The organism is Candidatus Hydrogenedentota bacterium (assembly GCA_016791475.1).
GTDB lineage: Bacteria > Hydrogenedentota > Hydrogenedentia > Hydrogenedentales > JAEUWI01 > JAEUWI01.
In genome coordinates this window covers 37859-53856 of the sequence record JAEUWI010000033.1, presented here as the reverse complement: position 1 = coordinate 53856, position 15998 = coordinate 37859, and the positions used below count along the sequence as shown (strand labels likewise).

13 protein-coding genes and 1 riboswitch are annotated in these 15998 nt (G+C 60.5%); of the genes, 4 read left to right on the top strand and 9 right to left on the bottom strand.

Going from position 1 to position 15998, the window contains the following annotated elements; all coding sequences use genetic code 11:
• Window positions 1-96: 96 nt before the first annotated feature.
• Both JNK74_17460 and JNK74_17455 read right to left on the bottom strand, forming a co-directional pair.
• On the bottom strand, window positions 97-381 hold the full coding sequence (locus JNK74_17460) for a MoaD/ThiS family protein (protein MBL7647973.1): 285 nt from the start codon (window positions 379-381) through the stop codon (window positions 97-99).
• Between the two features lie 3 nt (window positions 382-384).
• A complete protein-coding gene (locus tag JNK74_17455; protein ID MBL7647972.1) occupies window positions 385-1518 on the bottom strand; it encodes an exo-alpha-sialidase in 1134 nt (377 codons plus the stop codon).
• Between the two features lie 79 nt (window positions 1519-1597).
• Here JNK74_17455 and JNK74_17450 point away from each other — a divergent pair, with 79 nt between their 5' ends.
• Window positions 1598-1801 carry a hypothetical protein gene (locus JNK74_17450; protein ID MBL7647971.1) on the top strand — a complete coding sequence of 68 codons (204 nt, stop codon included), beginning with the start codon at window positions 1598-1600 and terminating at the stop codon, window positions 1799-1801.
• An 80-nt stretch (window positions 1802-1881) separates the two neighbouring features.
• Window positions 1882-2125, top strand: a riboswitch (cobalamin riboswitch).
• A 122-nt stretch (window positions 2126-2247) separates the two neighbouring features.
• Window positions 2248-4257 (top strand): hypothetical protein, encoded by a 2010-nt coding sequence (locus tag JNK74_17445; GenBank protein ID MBL7647970.1) that lies wholly within the window; start codon window positions 2248-2250, stop codon window positions 4255-4257.
• A gap of 14 nt (window positions 4258-4271) precedes the next feature.
• On the opposite strand, the gene JNK74_17440 is transcribed toward JNK74_17445, so the two are convergent.
• From JNK74_17440 to JNK74_17430, 3 genes are all read right to left on the bottom strand, one after another.
• Window positions 4272-5273 carry an SWIM zinc finger family protein gene (locus JNK74_17440; protein MBL7647969.1) on the bottom strand — a complete coding sequence of 334 codons (1002 nt, stop codon included), beginning with the start codon at window positions 5271-5273 and terminating at the stop codon, window positions 4272-4274.
• 29 nt (window positions 5274-5302) lie between these two features.
• The gene (locus JNK74_17435) at window positions 5303-7981 is read right to left on the bottom strand and encodes a DEAD/DEAH box helicase (GenBank protein MBL7647968.1); all 2679 of its coding nucleotides are present in this window, start codon (window positions 7979-7981) and stop codon (window positions 5303-5305) included.
• A gap of 218 nt (window positions 7982-8199) precedes the next feature.
• Window positions 8200-9333, bottom strand: a complete 1134-nt coding sequence (locus JNK74_17430) for a slipin family protein (protein ID MBL7647967.1) — start codon at window positions 9331-9333, stop codon at window positions 8200-8202.
• 913 nt (window positions 9334-10246) lie between these two features.
• Between JNK74_17430 and JNK74_17425 the strand changes: the two genes are divergently transcribed.
• Both JNK74_17425 and JNK74_17420 read left to right on the top strand, forming a co-directional pair.
• Window positions 10247-11851 (top strand): sigma 54-interacting transcriptional regulator, encoded by a 1605-nt coding sequence (locus JNK74_17425; GenBank protein MBL7647966.1) that lies wholly within the window; start codon window positions 10247-10249, stop codon window positions 11849-11851.
• A 5-nt stretch (window positions 11852-11856) separates the two neighbouring features.
• Window positions 11857-12438: a plasmid pRiA4b ORF-3 family protein gene (locus tag JNK74_17420; protein MBL7647965.1), complete on the top strand. Its 582-nt coding sequence runs from the start codon at window positions 11857-11859 to the stop codon at window positions 12436-12438.
• A 70-nt stretch (window positions 12439-12508) separates the two neighbouring features.
• On the opposite strand, the gene JNK74_17415 is transcribed toward JNK74_17420, so the two are convergent.
• The 4 genes from JNK74_17415 to xylA all read right to left on the bottom strand — a co-directional run bounded on the left by JNK74_17415 (window position 12509) and on the right by xylA (window position 15893).
• A complete protein-coding gene (locus JNK74_17415) occupies window positions 12509-13792 on the bottom strand; it encodes a bifunctional methionine sulfoxide reductase B/A protein (GenBank protein ID MBL7647964.1) in 1284 nt (427 codons plus the stop codon).
• 166 nt (window positions 13793-13958) lie between these two features.
• Window positions 13959-14201: a type II toxin-antitoxin system RelE/ParE family toxin gene (locus tag JNK74_17410; GenBank protein ID MBL7647963.1), complete on the bottom strand. Its 243-nt coding sequence runs from the start codon at window positions 14199-14201 to the stop codon at window positions 13959-13961.
• On the bottom strand, window positions 14194-14406 hold the full coding sequence (locus JNK74_17405) for a hypothetical protein (protein ID MBL7647962.1): 213 nt from the start codon (window positions 14404-14406) through the stop codon (window positions 14194-14196). The genes JNK74_17410 and JNK74_17405 overlap by 8 nt, the downstream gene beginning before the upstream one ends.
• Before the next feature lie 173 nt (window positions 14407-14579).
• Window positions 14580-15893, bottom strand: a complete 1314-nt coding sequence (xylA, locus tag JNK74_17400; GenBank protein MBL7647961.1) for a xylose isomerase — start codon at window positions 15891-15893, stop codon at window positions 14580-14582.
• Between the last annotated feature and the right edge of the window lie 105 nt (window positions 15894-15998).

The following is a 15998-nucleotide window of genomic DNA, read 5'->3' as shown; positions in this document are numbered from 1 at the left end:
GGCAATACACAGCGGGGGAGTGTAAGCAATTGCTCCCATGAGAATCCAATTAAAACGCGCATTCCACGCAAACCGCGCCACCAAAGATCACCCCGATCATCCCCCCGAAACCAACTGGAGCACCGTCATCCGGTCACCTTCCCGCAGTGCTATGTTCAAGCTTGGCAGCCACTTAACGCTCTGGTCGTTGTAGAGGAACATCACGTGGGGCCGAAGTCGCCCACCCTCTTCGTAGAGGTGTACTTTGAGCAGCGGATAGGCGATTAGGAGCGCATCGATGGCCCCCGCCACCGTCTCGGCCTCCACGTTGACCACCTTACGACCGTCGGCACAAGTGGCCAGAAGACCGGGCAGGGTAAAGGGTACGGAGACGACCGCCATGATTCAGGGCTCCCCATCCAGCACGGCAGCCCGGACACTGCTGATCCTCGGCAGACTGCACGGGATGGAGCGCCAGCTCTCGGCGCGGTCCAGGCTGTAAAAGAGCTGACCGCCGGAAGTACCAAAGTAGAGACCCGGCGCGTCGCAGGTGTCCATGACCATGGCATGGCGGAGGACGCCGCTGTAGCAGTTTTCCGGCAGGCCCTTTCTGAGGGGTTCCCAGTGATCTCCCCGGTCCCGGGTGCGATAGACCATGGGCAGGCCGTCTTTGAAGATCCGGTATTCGTCGGCCTCCTGGGGGATGATGTAAAGCGTACTGGCGTCGTGTGGATCGATGACCATGGGGAAGCCGAAGACCGAGGGGAGGCCGTTTTCAATACGTTCCCAGTGGTCGCCGCCGTCGGCGGTGCGCAGGACGCCCTGGTGGTTCTGTTGATAGATGCGGCTGGGAACCGCGGGGTCCTGCACGAGGGCGTGGACGCAGGAGCCAACGCACTTGTGGTTCTCTCCTTCGATGATGATGGGCATGCCCTCGTTGCGGGGCTCGAAAGTGGCGCCGCCATCGTCCGAGCGCAATACCCCTACGGCGGAAATTCCGACGAGGATTCGGTCGGGCCGGTCCTTGTCGAGCAGGATACTGTGAAGACACATCCCCCCCGCCCCGCCCATCCACTCGGCGCGGGTGGGATGTTCGGAAATAGCCGTGAGTTCTTCCCAATGCACGCCGCCGTCGCGCGAGACAAAGAGGCCCGCGTCGTCGGTGCCGGCGTAGAGGGTGCCTGGCTCGCTGTCGAGACCGGGCACGATGGTCCAGATGTTTTTGAGCTTGGAGGTGCTTTCCTTTCCGAAGGCGGGTCCGTGCTCCTGCTGCGCCCAGGTCCTGCCCCGATCGCGGGAAATCTGGATGGTTGGGCCATAGACATAGTGGCCGACGGCCGCGTACATGAGCCCGGTGCGCGGATCGATGGTGCAATAGTTTACCTTCCAACCCTTGAGGGCGGGCGGAAGGACTTCCCAGCGCTCCCGCGCACTATCCGAGAAGAGGAGAAAGAGCCCCTTCTCCGTGGAAACCATGAGGCACACGTTGGACATGGCGTCCCCTTTCGTGTTGAAACGTTCACTGGCCTGCAACCTCATACCAGCCTACCATGGCGATGGCGGGGTGTCCAGTGGCGATTGATCAACGAACGAGTCGAGGGACAATGGACAATGAAGGCTGGGCGACCGATGGGAAGGAATTTATGGGGCTTATGGGGCTTATGGGGCTTATGGGGCTTATGGGTCTTATGGGACTTATGGGGCGTATGGGACTTATGGGTCTTATGGGTCTTATGGGACTTATGGGGCGTATGGGACTTATGGGACTTATGGGGCAATGGGGCAATGGGGCCGTGCGATATGCGGTGAAACGTGGCTGTAGGCTCTCCGGACCGAATCGTTGTCAATTGTCAATTGTCAACTGTCAATTGTGAACTGCTATTGACAGCCCGAGTCCTGTTCCCGTATTCTTAGGGTGTTGGTTCGCGCCGGGATCTTGGGTTCCCGGCACGCTAAGAGGGAATCCGGTGTGAATCCGGAACTGCCCCGCAGCGGTAATCAGGAACGAAACGCGCAGCGGACTCTCTGGAGTCTGAAACAAAGGCACTGGCCCTGGCGATACAGGACTGGGAAGCCGCGCGGAGTAGGCCCCCCCCACGGGACGCGCCTGAAAGTCCGAAGACCTGCCAATCGCGTTTAACACTGGGTGTGCCATGCATCCGGGGCCCCGAGGGATGGGCGATTGGCGGAGCACCGCTATTTTTCATCCTCCCCCCCTCGTTCCCCTTCCGGCGCACTGTAACCGTTGCGTCGAACCGAAGGGTCTTCATGTCGCCTCGTTCATCCGAGATGGCGAATTTGCGCCGTATTTGCCGTCGCCTGCTCGCCCCACTGTCCGTTGCCATCTTTTTCATGATCGGCTTCTCCCCGCTTTGCCGTGCGGAAGACCCCTGGGCCGACGCGGTGCTTTCGGTGAACGCGATCAATCCGAATGCGGGATTTAATACGCCGGAGAAAGCCCTTGGGGCCCCGGTGGGCGGGGGCACCTTCGCGGCGAACAATGGCAGCCTGCATTCCATCGGAACACCCGGCGACGCTCCGGGCAGTTTCATTATTTTGAGCTTCGACACCCCGATCACCGATGACCCGGACAATCCCATGGGGCTGGACTTCATCGTCTATGGAAACGGCCACTGGGTGGGCGGTGATCCCTTGCGGAAGTTCTCGGAACCGGGCCTGATCGAGATCAGCGAAGACGCCAACGACAACGGCGCGGCCGACGACGCGTGGTACGTCATTCCCGGCAGTCGCGGGATCGCCGCAAATGTGTTGCCGGCCGGTATGGCGAACCCGAGCCCCGCCCTTTCCGGCTTTATCGTAAACCCGGAAACGGACGGCAGCGAGCACGACTGGGGCTATCTGGACCTTTCTCCCACGCAGCAGGAATATCTGGACAACTACGTGCGCCCCGATGACCCGCTGGCGGTGGGTCTCACGAAACGTAGTGGCGGCGGCGACGCCATAGACCTGGCCTGGGCCGTGGACGCTTTCGGACAGCCGGCGGGTTTAACGCAGTTTCATTTCATTCGGATTTCGTCCTTCGTGAATTTTCTGAACGGCCCGCTGGGTCAGATGACGCCGGAAATCGACGCGGTGGCGGATGTTGCGGCGGATGTGGACAGCGACGGCGACGGCATACTCGACGACTACGAGACGCGGGTATCCTTGACCGACCCCGAGCGACCGGAGAGCACGGTGTTGCCGCTGGAATTCCCCCGTGAGGAAGGCGACAACGACGCCGGGGAGTGGCTGGGTACCGCCACGGACGCGTCCGGCAATGTCCTGACTCTTTATTCCGCTGGACTGCGCGATGGCAGTCGCAATTTCAATTGCACCGTGGATATCGCCCTTTCCGAAGACCCTGGCGGCGAAATTCCAGGTCGGACGCGAAGCGCCCGTGTGGTGACTTTTTCCGCATCGGAGAGCGATTTCCGCGTTGCCCAGATTGAAGATGCCGAGTTCACCCTATCGTATAGCGATGACGATGTTGTCGGTTTGGACGAATCTGCGTTGGAACCGTTTCTTTATGTTGGCGACGGCACCTACTCCCAGGAAAGCCTGAGCAATATCGATCTTGACCGATCGCAACACAGGGTAATCTTTCGCAGTTCCGTTCCAGGAACCTTCGTACTTGCCGCCCCCGCCATAGCGGGTGAAGGCGAGGGCGAGGGCGAAGGCGAAGGCGAAGGTGAAGGTGAAGGTGAAGGTGAAGGTGAAGGTGAAGGTGAAGGTGGAGGTGAAGGTGAGGGTGAAGGTGAGGGTGAAGGTGAGGGTGAGGGTGAGGGTGAGGGTGAAGGTGAGGGTGAGGGTGAGGGTGAAGGTGAGGGTGAAGGCGAAGGCGAAGGCGAAGGTGAGGGTGAAGGTGAGGGCGAGGGCGAGGGCGAAGGTGAGGGTGAAGGTGAGGGTGAAGGCGAAGGCGAAGGCGAAGGCGAAGGCGAAGGTGAAGGTGAACGAAGTTTAGAGGAAATCGCAGAAGAGTTGTTGGCGAATTTCGCCGTTATTGACGGGAATGGAGATGGATTCTTGTCGCTGGAGGAACTCAGCGCCTTCGATCCGAGCATTACCAGACTGGCGGTTGTCGAAATGGGCGGGAACCTGGAAGACGGGATTTCTCGCGATGCGCTGGAAAACTACCTGAATCCAGAAGAGCCGGGCGGATGTGTTCCAGGTAAGCGGTCGACGCTGAACTCATTGCGCGAGGAAGTGGGAGACTGGTTGGTGCTGTCGATTTCGCTGGGCGTGCTCAGCGCGATTGTTCGTGTCCGAGGCGTGGATTGAGTGGAGGAATGGCCTCAGGGCTTTATTTTCCTGGGGACTTTGGGTTGACTGACTAAAGTTTCCAGGGCTGCGCGTGACGCCGCGTGCAGTCGGACCTCGCCGGCGATTTGTTCCCAGCGCAGGACCGAGGCGAGGGAGACGCCCAGTGTCTTCGCGAAGGCCTCCGGTGTCATGCCAAGTCGCTTGCGGAGTCGTTGTATAGCGGGGCCGGTGATGGGCTTCACACGCCTGGCGGGATTCCGGGGCGTCGGAGTCACTTTTCTTGCGGTTGCGACTGGCCGACTCCGTAATGATTTCGGGGCTACATTCTCTGTCGGCGGCGTCAGGTCCAGGGTGATGCCGAAGAGGCCGGAGAGTGCGCTGTCCGGTATTGCGTGCGTTGCTCTTGCGCTATCGGGAAGTGCGATGCTCGTGGAGATCAGCTCCTGCGGATCCACGCCCCGGAGTAGAAAAAGCAGGTCGGGCCGGGTGTCCAGGCGATTGCCCACTCCGTAGAGCACCGCCGCGAGATGCTTACAGAGGTCCGCCCAGTCGGGGCAGGAGCACTTGAGCTTTATCTCTGCGGGTTTGGGAAAGAGCCCTTCCGATTTGTCGGTGACGAGCCTCATGACCTCGTGAGAGAGTTCGCCGCGGAGCAGTTCGATGACAGAACCGATTCCACCCGCGGCTTTCTGGACGATGGCGTTCCAACGGTCCCTTGGGAGTGGCGTGATCGTTATCGAAATCTCATAGAGGTTTGATCCAGATACGATGGCATCGATGCGGCCCGACGAGATTTCCAGGTGACATATGGACCCGTTTCGGGCATAGGTCCGGCCCCTGGGCAGGCGATTCGAGTAGTCGGAGAAAGACTCCAGGTGGTCGCACCAGGCTTTTCCCCAGAAGCTCGTGGCCATGGCCCGGCCTTCCACCGAGACGGGTTGAGGCGTTTGCCCCTTCTTCAGCAGGCCCTTGATTTCCCTCTTGGCCTTGGCCCGGCGTTGAGCGACAGGGACGTACTTTCTCCAGAACGACATAGCTAAGCCTTTCCACACATGGGGGAAACTCAAATCGCGGCGCGGTTCACGTCAAGGCGTACAAGGTTCATAAGTTCATCGTTGGAAAGCTCGGTCAAATTAATCTCGCCGTCGTTCGACAATATCTCGGCGGAGAGCTGGCGCTTCTCTTCGATCAGCGCGTCGATACGCTCTTCGATGGTGCCCAGTGTCACGAACTTGTGAACCAGCACGTTCTTTCGCTGGCCGATGCGAAATGCCCGGTCCGTGGCCTGGTTTTCCACCGCGGGGTTCCACCAGCGGTCGAAATGTATCACGTGCGAGGCGGCGGTGAGGTTGAGACCGGTGCCACCGGCTTTGATGGACAGGATGAAGAAGGGCGGGCCGTCTTCCTCTTGGAATTGATCCACCAAGGCGCGCCGTTTCCCCACGCTGGTGCCCCCGTGAAGCGCCAGGCCGGGGCGACCGAAGAGGGAAGCCAGGTGATCGCCCAGCGCCGGAATGATCTCGCGAAACTGCGTAAATATAAGTACGCGCTCCTGACGTTCGGCGAGCTCTTCGCAGATCTCGGCCAGCCGCTGAAATTTACCGCTCGCTTTCGCGCTGTAGCCGCCATCGCCGGTGAGCTGACTCGGATGATTGCAGATCTGCTTCAGCCGCGTGAGGGTCTTAAGCACCAGGCCGCGACGGGCCATGCCGTCGGAGGACTCCAGCGCGTTGGCCATGGCGTTGACGGTGTGCTGATAGAGTTTAATCTGGAGGGGCGTCAAGTTGCAGAAACGCGACGTTTCCGTCTTGTCGGGAAGGTCCGAAATAATCGCCCGATCCGTCTTGAGTCGTCGCAGGATATAGGGATTCACCAGTTTGCGCAGGGGGGCGTAGTGGTCGTGCTCCCGCGCCTCCAGACTTTTGAGGAAGCCCTTGAACTGCGTTGCGGACCCCAGCAACCCCGGATTCAGAAAGTCGAAGAGGGACCAGAGGTCGCCCAGGCGGTTTTCGATGGGGGTGCCGGTGAGGGCTATGCGGCGTCCGCCGCGCAGCTTCTTGATCGCTTTGCTCTGGCGCGTGGCGGGGTTCTTGATGGCCTGCGCCTCGTCCAGGATGATCGTGTCCCATTCAAACTCCGACAGCCAGCCGAGCCGCGTCACCATGCCATAGGTGGTCATGACCAGATCGGTCCCCCGGAGGCGACCTTCCGGATCGTCCGAGATGGCGTCCATGGAATCCACTTCCATCTCCGAAGTATGAAGGATCGCCAGGCGGAGTGCGGGTGTAAAGCGGTTGGATTCGCTCTTCCAGTTCCCCAGGAGCGATGCGGGAACGACCAGCAGTGCGGGCGGGCGCTCCACCGTCGCGTCGCTCTTGCGGCGCACCAGCATGGCCGCGAGCACTTGCACCGTCTTTCCCAGGCCCATATCGTCGGCGAGGCAGGCGCCCAGGCCCAGTTCAGAGAGGAAGTGGAGCCAGTTCAAGCCATCGCGCTGGTAGGGGCGCAGTTCGCCCTTGAGGCCCGGCGGGCAACCCAAGTGCTCGAGATTGGCCGGGTCACGCAGGCCCGTCAGTATGCGGTGCATCGCCTCCCCCGCCGCCACGTGAACCCAGGGGCGCTCCTCCTCGGCGTGTTCGTCGGGGCGAAGGTCGCGCGAGGCGCCCGCGAGAAGACGCATGCCCTCGATAAAGTCGATGTGGCCATCCTGTGCTTCGCGCTCGATCACCTGCCAGTGGGCCAGCGCCTCACTCAATTTGGCCTTGCTTACTTCGATCCACTGTCCCCGAAGAAACACGAGTCCATCGCCCCCTTCCAGGAGCATGTCCACCTCGTCGCGCGTCAGGGCTTCGTCCCCCAGCGCGACTTCCATCTTGAAGTCCAGCACCGCCGATGCGCCCAGGGTGGTGCTGCGCTGTTCACCAATCGTAACCGCTATCTGGGGACGGGGCCGCTTCTTCCACCAGTTGGGCAGGCGCAGGGCAAGACCGCATTCTTCCAGGGTTTCCGCACTGAGGAGGAGCCGGTACGCCTCCGACGCGGTCCACGCCGTGGCGTGGTAGATAGCGCCTGAGTCCACCATCTCGCGAAGCCAGGGGCACGCCTTCGCCGCGCGCTCGACCGGCGTGAGCAGTTTGAGCAGGGCGCTTCGTTTATTGTCGCCGGCAAACTGCTCGAGGGCATTGCGCAGCGGCTGATGCTTGAGGGAGCCATCGGTGCTGAAGCCTTGGGCATAGGTGCTCAAAAAGGCGAAGGGACGCTCCGGATCGGCGGGATTCTCCGCCAGGTGAAAGCAAACCTGGCCCACCTGCCGCCATTTCGGGGCCCAGGCGTGCAGAAAGGCGTCCAGTCCATCATCCAGCGTGGACTGGTCCACCACCCAGCGATCCAGGGATTTCCAGATGCGCACGAGCATCCCGGGGGTAAGGTATTCGCCACCCACCATGGGAGGGGCGTTAATCGCGAGCGTCTCGGCGGTCTCCTGGTCCGGCGGCGGGACAGAACAGTCTCGGGCCGAGGGCGCCACATGGCACAGCGCCGTGAGGTACTGGCTGGCGAATTCCTGCCAGAATATCAGGGTAGGGTAGGGGCCCACGTCGTACTTTGCGGCGGCAAGAGAGAAAAGCCCTTCGCGCCAGTCGTGGGCGAAGTGCTTCTGCAGGGGGGCCAGGTGCTTCGCGTCGTCGTTCAGGGTCTGCCAGCGCAACTGGCCGCCGGGCGTAAGTCGAAGTTCATGGGTCATGGGCGCTGCTGGGTATCCATCGGGTCGCAATAAAGCCGGCCAGACGCGATGCCAGGGGCAAGCGCGGCGCGGACCGGGGATTGTACCACAGGCGGGGCGCGCGCAGGGAGCGGTAGGCAGGAAAAATGCTGCCGTCGGGCATAGGGGGTCATTGAACGGCCAAATCAGCCGGATCGGTCCGATTCGACCAATCCGGCTGATCCGCCTTCGCCCCCCGCCTACAGCAGGTTTACCACCCGGTCGGCCAGGCCCTTTTCGCCCAGCACAACATTCAGCTTCGCGTGAACCGCGATCTTTTCGAGCACCTCCAGCTCCCGCAGACGCATCAGCGTCGGGTTGTTTTCCAACACCTTCGCCGTGTTCGCCTGGTTCCGCATGGCGGCCGTTTCCTCGCGCCGGACGATGAGGTTGGCTTCCGCCGCCTTCTTCGCCTCGGTCACCCGGTTCATCAGTTCCTTCATTTCGCCCGGCAGGATGATGTCCCGGATACCGGCGCTGAGCACTTCAATACCCAGCGTGGCCGCCCGCTTGCGCAGGGCCTCCGCCAGTTCATCGGTTACAGCGTCCTTCTCCGCCAGCAGGGTGTCGAGGGTGCGCGTGCCCACCGTGGCCCGGAGCGCCAACTGGGCATCCCGGTACAGGGCCTGCACCGCATCCTCCGCCACATCGGCATAGAGGCGCGGATCGCACACCCGATACGTCGCCACGGCGTTCAGCCGCAGCGTAACCTTGTCCTCGGTCATGATCTCCTGGCCGCCTACGTCCAGTACACGCTCGCGTACATCGACCAGTTGAATCTTCACCGCGCCCACGCCCTTGAAGAAGGCATAGCGGCCCGGCGTCAGCACTTCCTGAAACACGCCGTTGAGGTAGAGCAGACCCACCCGACCTTCGTCCACCTGATGCTTGTCGAAGACAGCCACCGCACCGGCAGCCGCCAGAACGTTGTTCAGGTTCGCGTGCTCAAACCGCACCGCGTCGGTCGTGAGAATTTCCGCCGCCACCTTGTTGAAGGTGTTCGGCAGCACATAGAGGCCCGCGCCGATGACGCTGTGGACCCGGCCATTTACCGAGATGATCGCCCGCTCGTTGTCCTGAAGTTCCAGAACCAGCGCGCGGCCCTCCAGCGCGCCCGACTTCACGATCACGTCAAGCTGGCGATGCTGAAGGTAAACGTCCCGTTCGCTTGCGATGTCCACGGTGACCCGGTTCATGGGGTCGATTACGCGGTACACGCCGGGCCCGAGGACCTTCGTGAATTCGCCTTCGTCAACGCGAAGCCCGAATTCGTGCTTGCGCACATGGACCCGCTTGAGGATGCGTTCCTTAATAGCCGTGATTACGTTCGTCATGGGGTGTACCTCCTTGTATGTTCAGACCTCATCGGTCCTGATGATGATTTTTAACCCTTGGGGCACGGGCGACGACGGGCCTTCACACCTCCGGCACGGGGCGCTGCTTGAGCCGTGTGTTACCCGCGTATTCCCGGAGGAGTACGCGGCCCGAAGGTCCGCCTTTCCGCGCTGGTCTCCCGAGGGAGTTCCACGCTTCCTGGCGTTTCGCACACGGCGGCATCCGCGCGCCGCATGGTGCCTGAGGTGCTGCCGTTCTTCCTTTCGCGCGCCACGAATGGCGCGGTCCGGGACGTCCGGCAACCCGTTCGCCGCCCGCACCCTTCCGGTTCTATTCTGGTGTTCCTTGCGGAACGAGGTAACACGCTTTCGAGGCGTGTGGGGCGGGAATCGAACCCGCGACTCTCGGATCCTTGGTCCGATGCTCTACCAACTGAGCTACCCGTGGTTGGTAATACAGGAGTCGAACCTGTGTGGTGGCCAGGCCACCCGGCCCATCCGGGGCCATTACCCTTCCTGACACCAGCGTTCAGAACCCGTTCACGGTACGCCGCCCGCCAAGCCCGCATCCCAGGGGATACGATGGGCGAACTGCGCCGCCGGTCGCGGGGCGTCAGCAATGTGCGCCTGCCTCCTAGAGGCAAGCGTTCAGTTCAACCCGGCGTACCTTCCGGCCTTGCGGGGCTTCACTGAATATCTTGATTAAACTTTCGGGGTTGCCGTGCTCCCGGAGGCTGCATCGGCAACGACTTCTCTAAGGCAGGAGCCGTGCCAACTTTCCAGTTGCTCCCGGTTGGCAGGATGCAAGTTGCTGCAACGCATGGGATTAGCGTCGTCATGATTGATTCAGGCGCGAAAATGTCCTATGCTCTCGCTGGGCATTGACTAGAGAAAAATATAGCGAGATAGAATAATGGCTAAAAAGAAAATAGTCGTAATTGGCTTCCTCGGCACCATCCTCGATCGACTTGGTCGCGCGGAAAAGCGCTGGGAAAAGTGGCGACCCTCCGTCGATCTCTGCAGACAGCCCGATTTGCGCGTCGACCGATTCGAGCTCCTCTCGGACCCCGTGCACCAGCGCACCGCAGAACGTGTGCAACGCGACATCGGCTCCGCCTGCCCGGATACGTCCGTGCGGATTCACGATGTGCATTGCGACGATCCGTGGGATTTCGTGGAAGTCTATTCCGTCCTCCATGACTTCGCCCGGGCCTATCCGTTTGATTTGGAGAAAGAGGAATACCTCGTTCATCTGACCACGGGCACCCATGTGGCCCAGATTTGTCTCTTTCTCCTGACCGAGGCCCGGTATATACCCGGACGCCTCGTGCAGACGGGGCCGGGGCGCGGGGACGAGCCGCGCAGTCCGGGTCGCTATGGAATCATCGACCTCGATCTCTCCCGCTACGATCAGCTTGCCAAGCGCTTTAAACAGGACCAGCGCGACGATGTATCGCTTCTTAAATCTGGTATCAATACGCGCAACGCGGCTTTCAACGCCCTGATCGAAGAAGTGGAGAAGGTAGCGGTGAACAGTCGCCAGCCGATTCTCCTCTCAGGCCCGACCGGCGCGGGGAAGTCTCAGCTCGCACGACAGATCTACGAGCTGAAGCAGCTCCGCCAGCGTCTCCAGGGCCCCTTTGTTTCGGTAAACTGCGCCACCCTGCGGGGAGATACGGCGATGGCCACACTCTTCGGTCACAAGCGGGGCGCCTTCACCGGGGCGACCAGTGATCGTCCGGGGCTGTTGCGCACGGCCGACCGTGGCCTGCTATTCCTGGACGAAGTGGGGGAGCTCGGCATGGATGAGCAGGCCATGCTCCTGCAGGCCATCGAAGAAAAGCGCTTCCTGCCCGTCGGTGCGGACCTGCCCGCCCAGAGTGACTTTCAGCTCATCTGCGGCAGCAATCGCGATCTGTCCGAAGGCGTTCGGCAGGGGCGATTTCGAGAAGACTTGCTGGCGCGCATCAATCTGTGGTCTTTTTCTCTGCCCGGCCTTCGCGATCGCAAGGAAGACATTGCCCCGAATTTGGACTACGAACTGGAGAAGACGGCCCAGCGTCGGGGGAGTCATGTCCAGTTCAACAAAGAAGCGTTGAAGCGCTTTTTGAAGTTTGCCAAAGGGCCGGAGGGCCGGTGGAACGGCAACTTTCGCGATCTGGGCGCGGCGGTAACGCGCATGAGCACCCTGGCCTCGGGCGGCCGAATTACGGTGGCGGAAGTGGAGCGGGAGGTGGAGCGCTTGAAGCGGGACTGGAGCCGTCCGGCCCACGATCCGGGGCGGCAGATTCTGGAGCTGATATTGAGTCCCGAGGAGATTGGCGACATTGACCCCTTCGACCGAGTACAATTGGCGGAAGTAGTTCGCGTCTGTCGCGAATGCCGCAGCCTCTCCGAGGCGGGCCGGCAACTATTCTCTGTCTCCCGAACCAAAAGAAAATCAACCAACGATGCGGATCGGCTGGGAAAGTACCTGGCGAAGTTCGACCTGAATTGGCAACGCATTACCGGAAAGTGAGCCGCATGGCACCGAAGAAGTTAGAGGCCGAGAAACTCTACACCCTCAAAATTACCCTCCACGGATCGAAACCGCCGATTTGGCGGCGTCTGAAAATCGCCGGCGGATTCTCTCTGCTCGACCTGCACTATGCCATCCAGTCCGCCATGGGCTGGCAGAACTGCCACCTGTTTCAGTTTGAGAAGAACGACACCCGCTACACCGATCTGACGGAACTGGACGCGTCGTGGCAACTCAGTCTGGCCGACGCGGGTGATATCTCCCTTGAGGATGTGCTCCCGCTGGAAAAAGACAAGATGGTGTATCTGTATGATTTCGGAGACGGTTGGGAACACGAAATCGTCGTGGAGAAGATCGAGAGCAATACCGCCGTACTCGATCATCCCGAATGCGTAACGGGCAAGCGGGCCTGCCCGATGGAGGACAGCGGTGGAATTCACGGCTACCAGCAGATGCTGGTCATTCTGGCCGACCCCGCGCACCAGCAGCGACAGGAGATTCTGGACTGGGTCGGAGACGATCTGGATCCCGAATTCTTTGACTTGGTTGCCGTCAATGAGGCGCTCCAGGGAATCGCGCTCAACTGAAGCTCAAAAATGCATGCGGCCCGTATCCGATATGGAGTACGGGCCGCAATTGTTTGTCCTGTGAACGGGCTCAGGTCTTTTCGCCCGCCTTCTTATCCGCCTCCAGCATCTTGTGCAGTTTCTTGACCTTGGGCAGAGCGTTGAACTGGATGTAGGGCTGACCGGGATTATGCTTCACGTAGTCCTGATGATACTCTTCAGCCTCGTAGAATTCCGTCAGGGGTTCCAGGGTGGTGACGATGGGCGCATCAAACTTGCCAGACGCGTTCAATTCGGCGATATACGACTCCACCCGCGCCTTTTCGGACTCGTCCTGGTAGAAGACCGCCGAGCGATATTGCGTGCCCTGATCCGCGCCCTGACGATTCAAGGTGGTGGGGTCGTGGGTCGTGAAAAATACACGGAGAAGCGCGCCGTAGGTAATCTTGGAGGGGTCATAGGTGATCTCGATGGCCTCCGCATGGCCCGTGGTGCCCGTGCAGACCGCTTTATAGTTCGCTTGCTTGGCATCGCCGCCGGTATACCCGGAAACGACGGCGCTCACGCCATCCAACTCCTCAAAAACGGCCTCGGTGCACCAGAAGCATCCCCCGGCAAAGACCACTTTGACTTCGCCGGATTCCGCCGCCAGCGGCACATCATTGGTGGGCATGGGCAACCACATGGAGTCACTTTCCTTCGCCGTATCGGCTTTTTTCGTGGCGGGTTTTACTTCTTCCGCCAGTTCCGCCAATTTTGTGTTTTCGGTGAAGCCCAGCGACTCAGAGTTCATGCAATAGCGCAGACCAGTCGGATCGGGGCCGTCGTTGAACACGTGCCCCAGATGTCCACCGCATCGGGCGCAGACCACTTCGGTTCGAATCATGCCGTGGGAATCGTCCGATATCTCCAGCACGTTTTCCTTGGCGATGGGTTGGAAATAGCTCGGCCAGCCCGTGCCGGAGTCAAACTTGGCCTTCGACTCGAAGAGGGGAAGCTTGCAGGCCGCGCAGGTGTACACGCCTTCTTTGCTGTTCTTAAGCAAGGCTCCAGTGCCGGCGCGCTCGGTGCCCTTCTCGCGCAAAATGTAATACTGCGTGGGCGTCAGGCGCTTCTTCCATTCGGCATTGTCCAGCACCAGCGGGTCGGTCGTGACTGGATCGCCGAGGACGCCCTCTTTGGTAAAGGCGCGGATCGTAACGGGGCCGTCGGCATGGGCACCCGCGCCGATTTTGGTGCCGGAGCCGGCTGCCGGGTCGGCCGCCGCGTGCACGAGCGGGGCCAGCGGGTTCCAGCCCAGCCCGACCGCCACGGCGACGCCAAGAGACGCGGCGGCTACGGTGGCTATCACCAGGGTTGAATTGTTCAATGACATGGTTTCTTCAGACCTCCTCATGGGCGGGACACTCCGCCGTACTGATATTGTACATTCGTGCCGGGCGTCGGGCAATGTCAGGGGGGCGCTTTGGATACTGCGGGTCCGTTGGTTTTGGACATTAAGGAAGGTTGCGGCGGTATACGGTAAGAACTTCAATCCTGTCTTAATAAATTCGGTATAGAAAACAGTACTTCTTGTATACGACGCGTCTGACGCCTTCCCCGTACTCGGGCATCAACGTCCCCGATTCCGGAAAAGTTCCAAGGAGTCGTTCCAACCAATGCTCGAATTGCTCGATATAATCGAGAACAAATTCGCTCGAAAGATGTCTGCCATAGAGATACTCGACAATCTCTTCCAATCGCTCGCGCGCCCGTGGCGAGAATACGATGTCTCGTTCATTCATACCGCGAACGCAAATCCTGCATTACCGTACGCAGGGGGATAGCTTCCCCGTTGTCCAATTGCTGAACGGATACGCGGACATCGTCTTTGAGTTGCTCTTGCTGAATGAATGCGGCGAAAGCGCGCGCAATGGATTGCGTATTGTTACCGTACGTGTTTCGGATGCTTCTTTCGAGTTCGGGGTCGTCGATCTGGATATTCAGCATGTTACGGTTCCTCCGGGGTATCGGTATAAGCGGACCTTTGAGTGGACAGCTTATCACTGCGAAAATTGGAATGCCGAACACAAAACAAAGGTAGCGCATCGGATCTTTCCGATGCGCTGCCATTGTACTACCAGTAACCGCCCCGTGCGGTATATTCAATTACGGAACCGGCCTCAGACGATGTACTCGTTCAGCAGATTTTCCAAGTATTCCTGACGGCCGCTCTGGGGCTGGGGATCGCCGTTCTTGAAGGTGTAGGCTTCCAGATCTTCCAGGGTGGCCTGGCCGCTCTCGATGGACTTGCCGAAGGCCGTGTCCCAGCCGGCATAGCGCTTCTTGATGGCCTTTTCGAACTTGCCGTCTTTGATCATGTTCGCGGCGCTCTTCAGGCCCCGGGCGAAGGCGTCCATGGCGCCGATATGGGCGTGGAACAAGTCCTCCGGGTCGATGGACTGGCGGCGGACCTTGGCGTCGAAGTTCAGGCCGCCGGACTTGAAGCCGCCCGCTTTGAGAATGGCATACATGGCCAGCGTGGTCTCGTAGAGGTTCGTGGGGAACTGGTCCGTATCCCAGCCGAGGAGTTCATCGCCCCGGTTGGCGTCCACGGAGCCGAGGAGGCCGTTCGCGGCGGCGTATTCCAGCTCATGGAGGAAGGAGTGGCCCGCGAGCGTGGCGTGGTTCGCTTCGATGTTGAGCTTGAGGTGATCGGTCAGGCCGTACTTCTGGAGGAAGGCGTGGCAGCTCGCCGCGTCGAAGTCGTACTGGTGCTTGGTGGGTTCTTTCGGCTTCGGTTCGATGAAGAACTGACCCTTGAACTTGATCTTTTTCTTGTAGTCCACCGCCATGTGGAGGAAGCGGGCCAGGTGATCCAACTCGCGGCCCATGTCCGTGTTCAGCAGGGTTTCATAGCCCTCGCGGCCCCCCCAGAACACGTAACCTTCACCGCCGAGATACTTGGTGACTTCCAGCGCCTTCTTTACTTTGGCGCCGGCATAGGCGAAGATCGCGGGATCGGGATTGGTCGCCGCGCCCGACATGAAGCGGCGGTGGGAGAAGAGGTTACTCGTGCCCCAGAGGAGCTTCACGCCGGTGTCATCCTGAAGCTTCTTCGCCTGTTTGGCCACGCGGTCGAGGCGCTGCTGGGATTCGGAGAGGGTTTCCGCCTCGGGCGCGATGTCGGAGTCGTGGAAGCACCAGTAGTTCACACCCAGCTTGGTGAAGAACTCGAAAGCCGCTTCCATGGTGCGGTCCATCACGGCCACATCGTCGGGCGCATTGTTGTAGCTGCGAATGGCGGTGGGGAGGCCGAAGGGATCCTGGCCCAGGCCCTTGAAGGTGTGCCAGTAGCTCACGGCGAAGCGGAAGTGATCTTCCATCGTCTTGCCGAGCACCTTCTGGCTCGCCTTATAGTGACGGAAGGCCAGCGGATTCTTCGTGTCCGGACCTTCGTATTTGATTTTCTTGATACCCGGAAAATATTCAGCCATCGTGTTTCTCTCCGCAATGGGGTTGCAAAAGGTGAGGGGATACGCCCAACAGGCTATCACGCGGCGGCGGCCCGGCTCAATTGTGGCGAAGGGACAGCGTCGCCG

Excerpts from the sequence above, each read along its gene's own strand:
- JNK74_17460 (MBL7647973.1), bottom strand. The coding sequence starts at position 381 with ATGGCGGTCGTCTCCGTACCCTTTACCCTGCCCGGTCTTCTGGCCACT.
- JNK74_17455 (MBL7647972.1), bottom strand. The coding sequence starts at position 1,518 with ATGAGGTTGCAGGCCAGTGAACGTTTCAACACGAAAGGGGACGCCATG.
- JNK74_17445 (MBL7647970.1), top strand. The coding sequence starts at position 2,248 with ATGTCGCCTCGTTCATCCGAGATGGCGAATTTGCGCCGTATTTGCCGT.
- JNK74_17440 (MBL7647969.1), bottom strand. The coding sequence starts at position 5,273 with ATGTCGTTCTGGAGAAAGTACGTCCCTGTCGCTCAACGCCGGGCCAAG.
- JNK74_17435 (MBL7647968.1), bottom strand. The coding sequence starts at position 7,981 with ATGACCCATGAACTTCGACTTACGCCCGGCGGCCAGTTGCGCTGGCAG.
- JNK74_17430 (MBL7647967.1), bottom strand. The coding sequence starts at position 9,333 with ATGACGAACGTAATCACGGCTATTAAGGAACGCATCCTCAAGCGGGTC.
- JNK74_17425 (MBL7647966.1), top strand. The coding sequence starts at position 10,247 with ATGGCTAAAAAGAAAATAGTCGTAATTGGCTTCCTCGGCACCATCCTC.
- JNK74_17420 (MBL7647965.1), top strand. The coding sequence starts at position 11,857 with ATGGCACCGAAGAAGTTAGAGGCCGAGAAACTCTACACCCTCAAAATT.
- JNK74_17415 (MBL7647964.1), bottom strand. The coding sequence starts at position 13,792 with ATGTCATTGAACAATTCAACCCTGGTGATAGCCACCGTAGCCGCCGCG.
- JNK74_17410 (MBL7647963.1), bottom strand. The coding sequence starts at position 14,201 with ATGAATGAACGAGACATCGTATTCTCGCCACGGGCGCGCGAGCGATTG.
- JNK74_17405 (MBL7647962.1), bottom strand. The coding sequence starts at position 14,406 with ATGCTGAATATCCAGATCGACGACCCCGAACTCGAAAGAAGCATCCGA.
- xylA (MBL7647961.1), bottom strand. The coding sequence starts at position 15,893 with ATGGCTGAATATTTTCCGGGTATCAAGAAAATCAAATACGAAGGTCCG.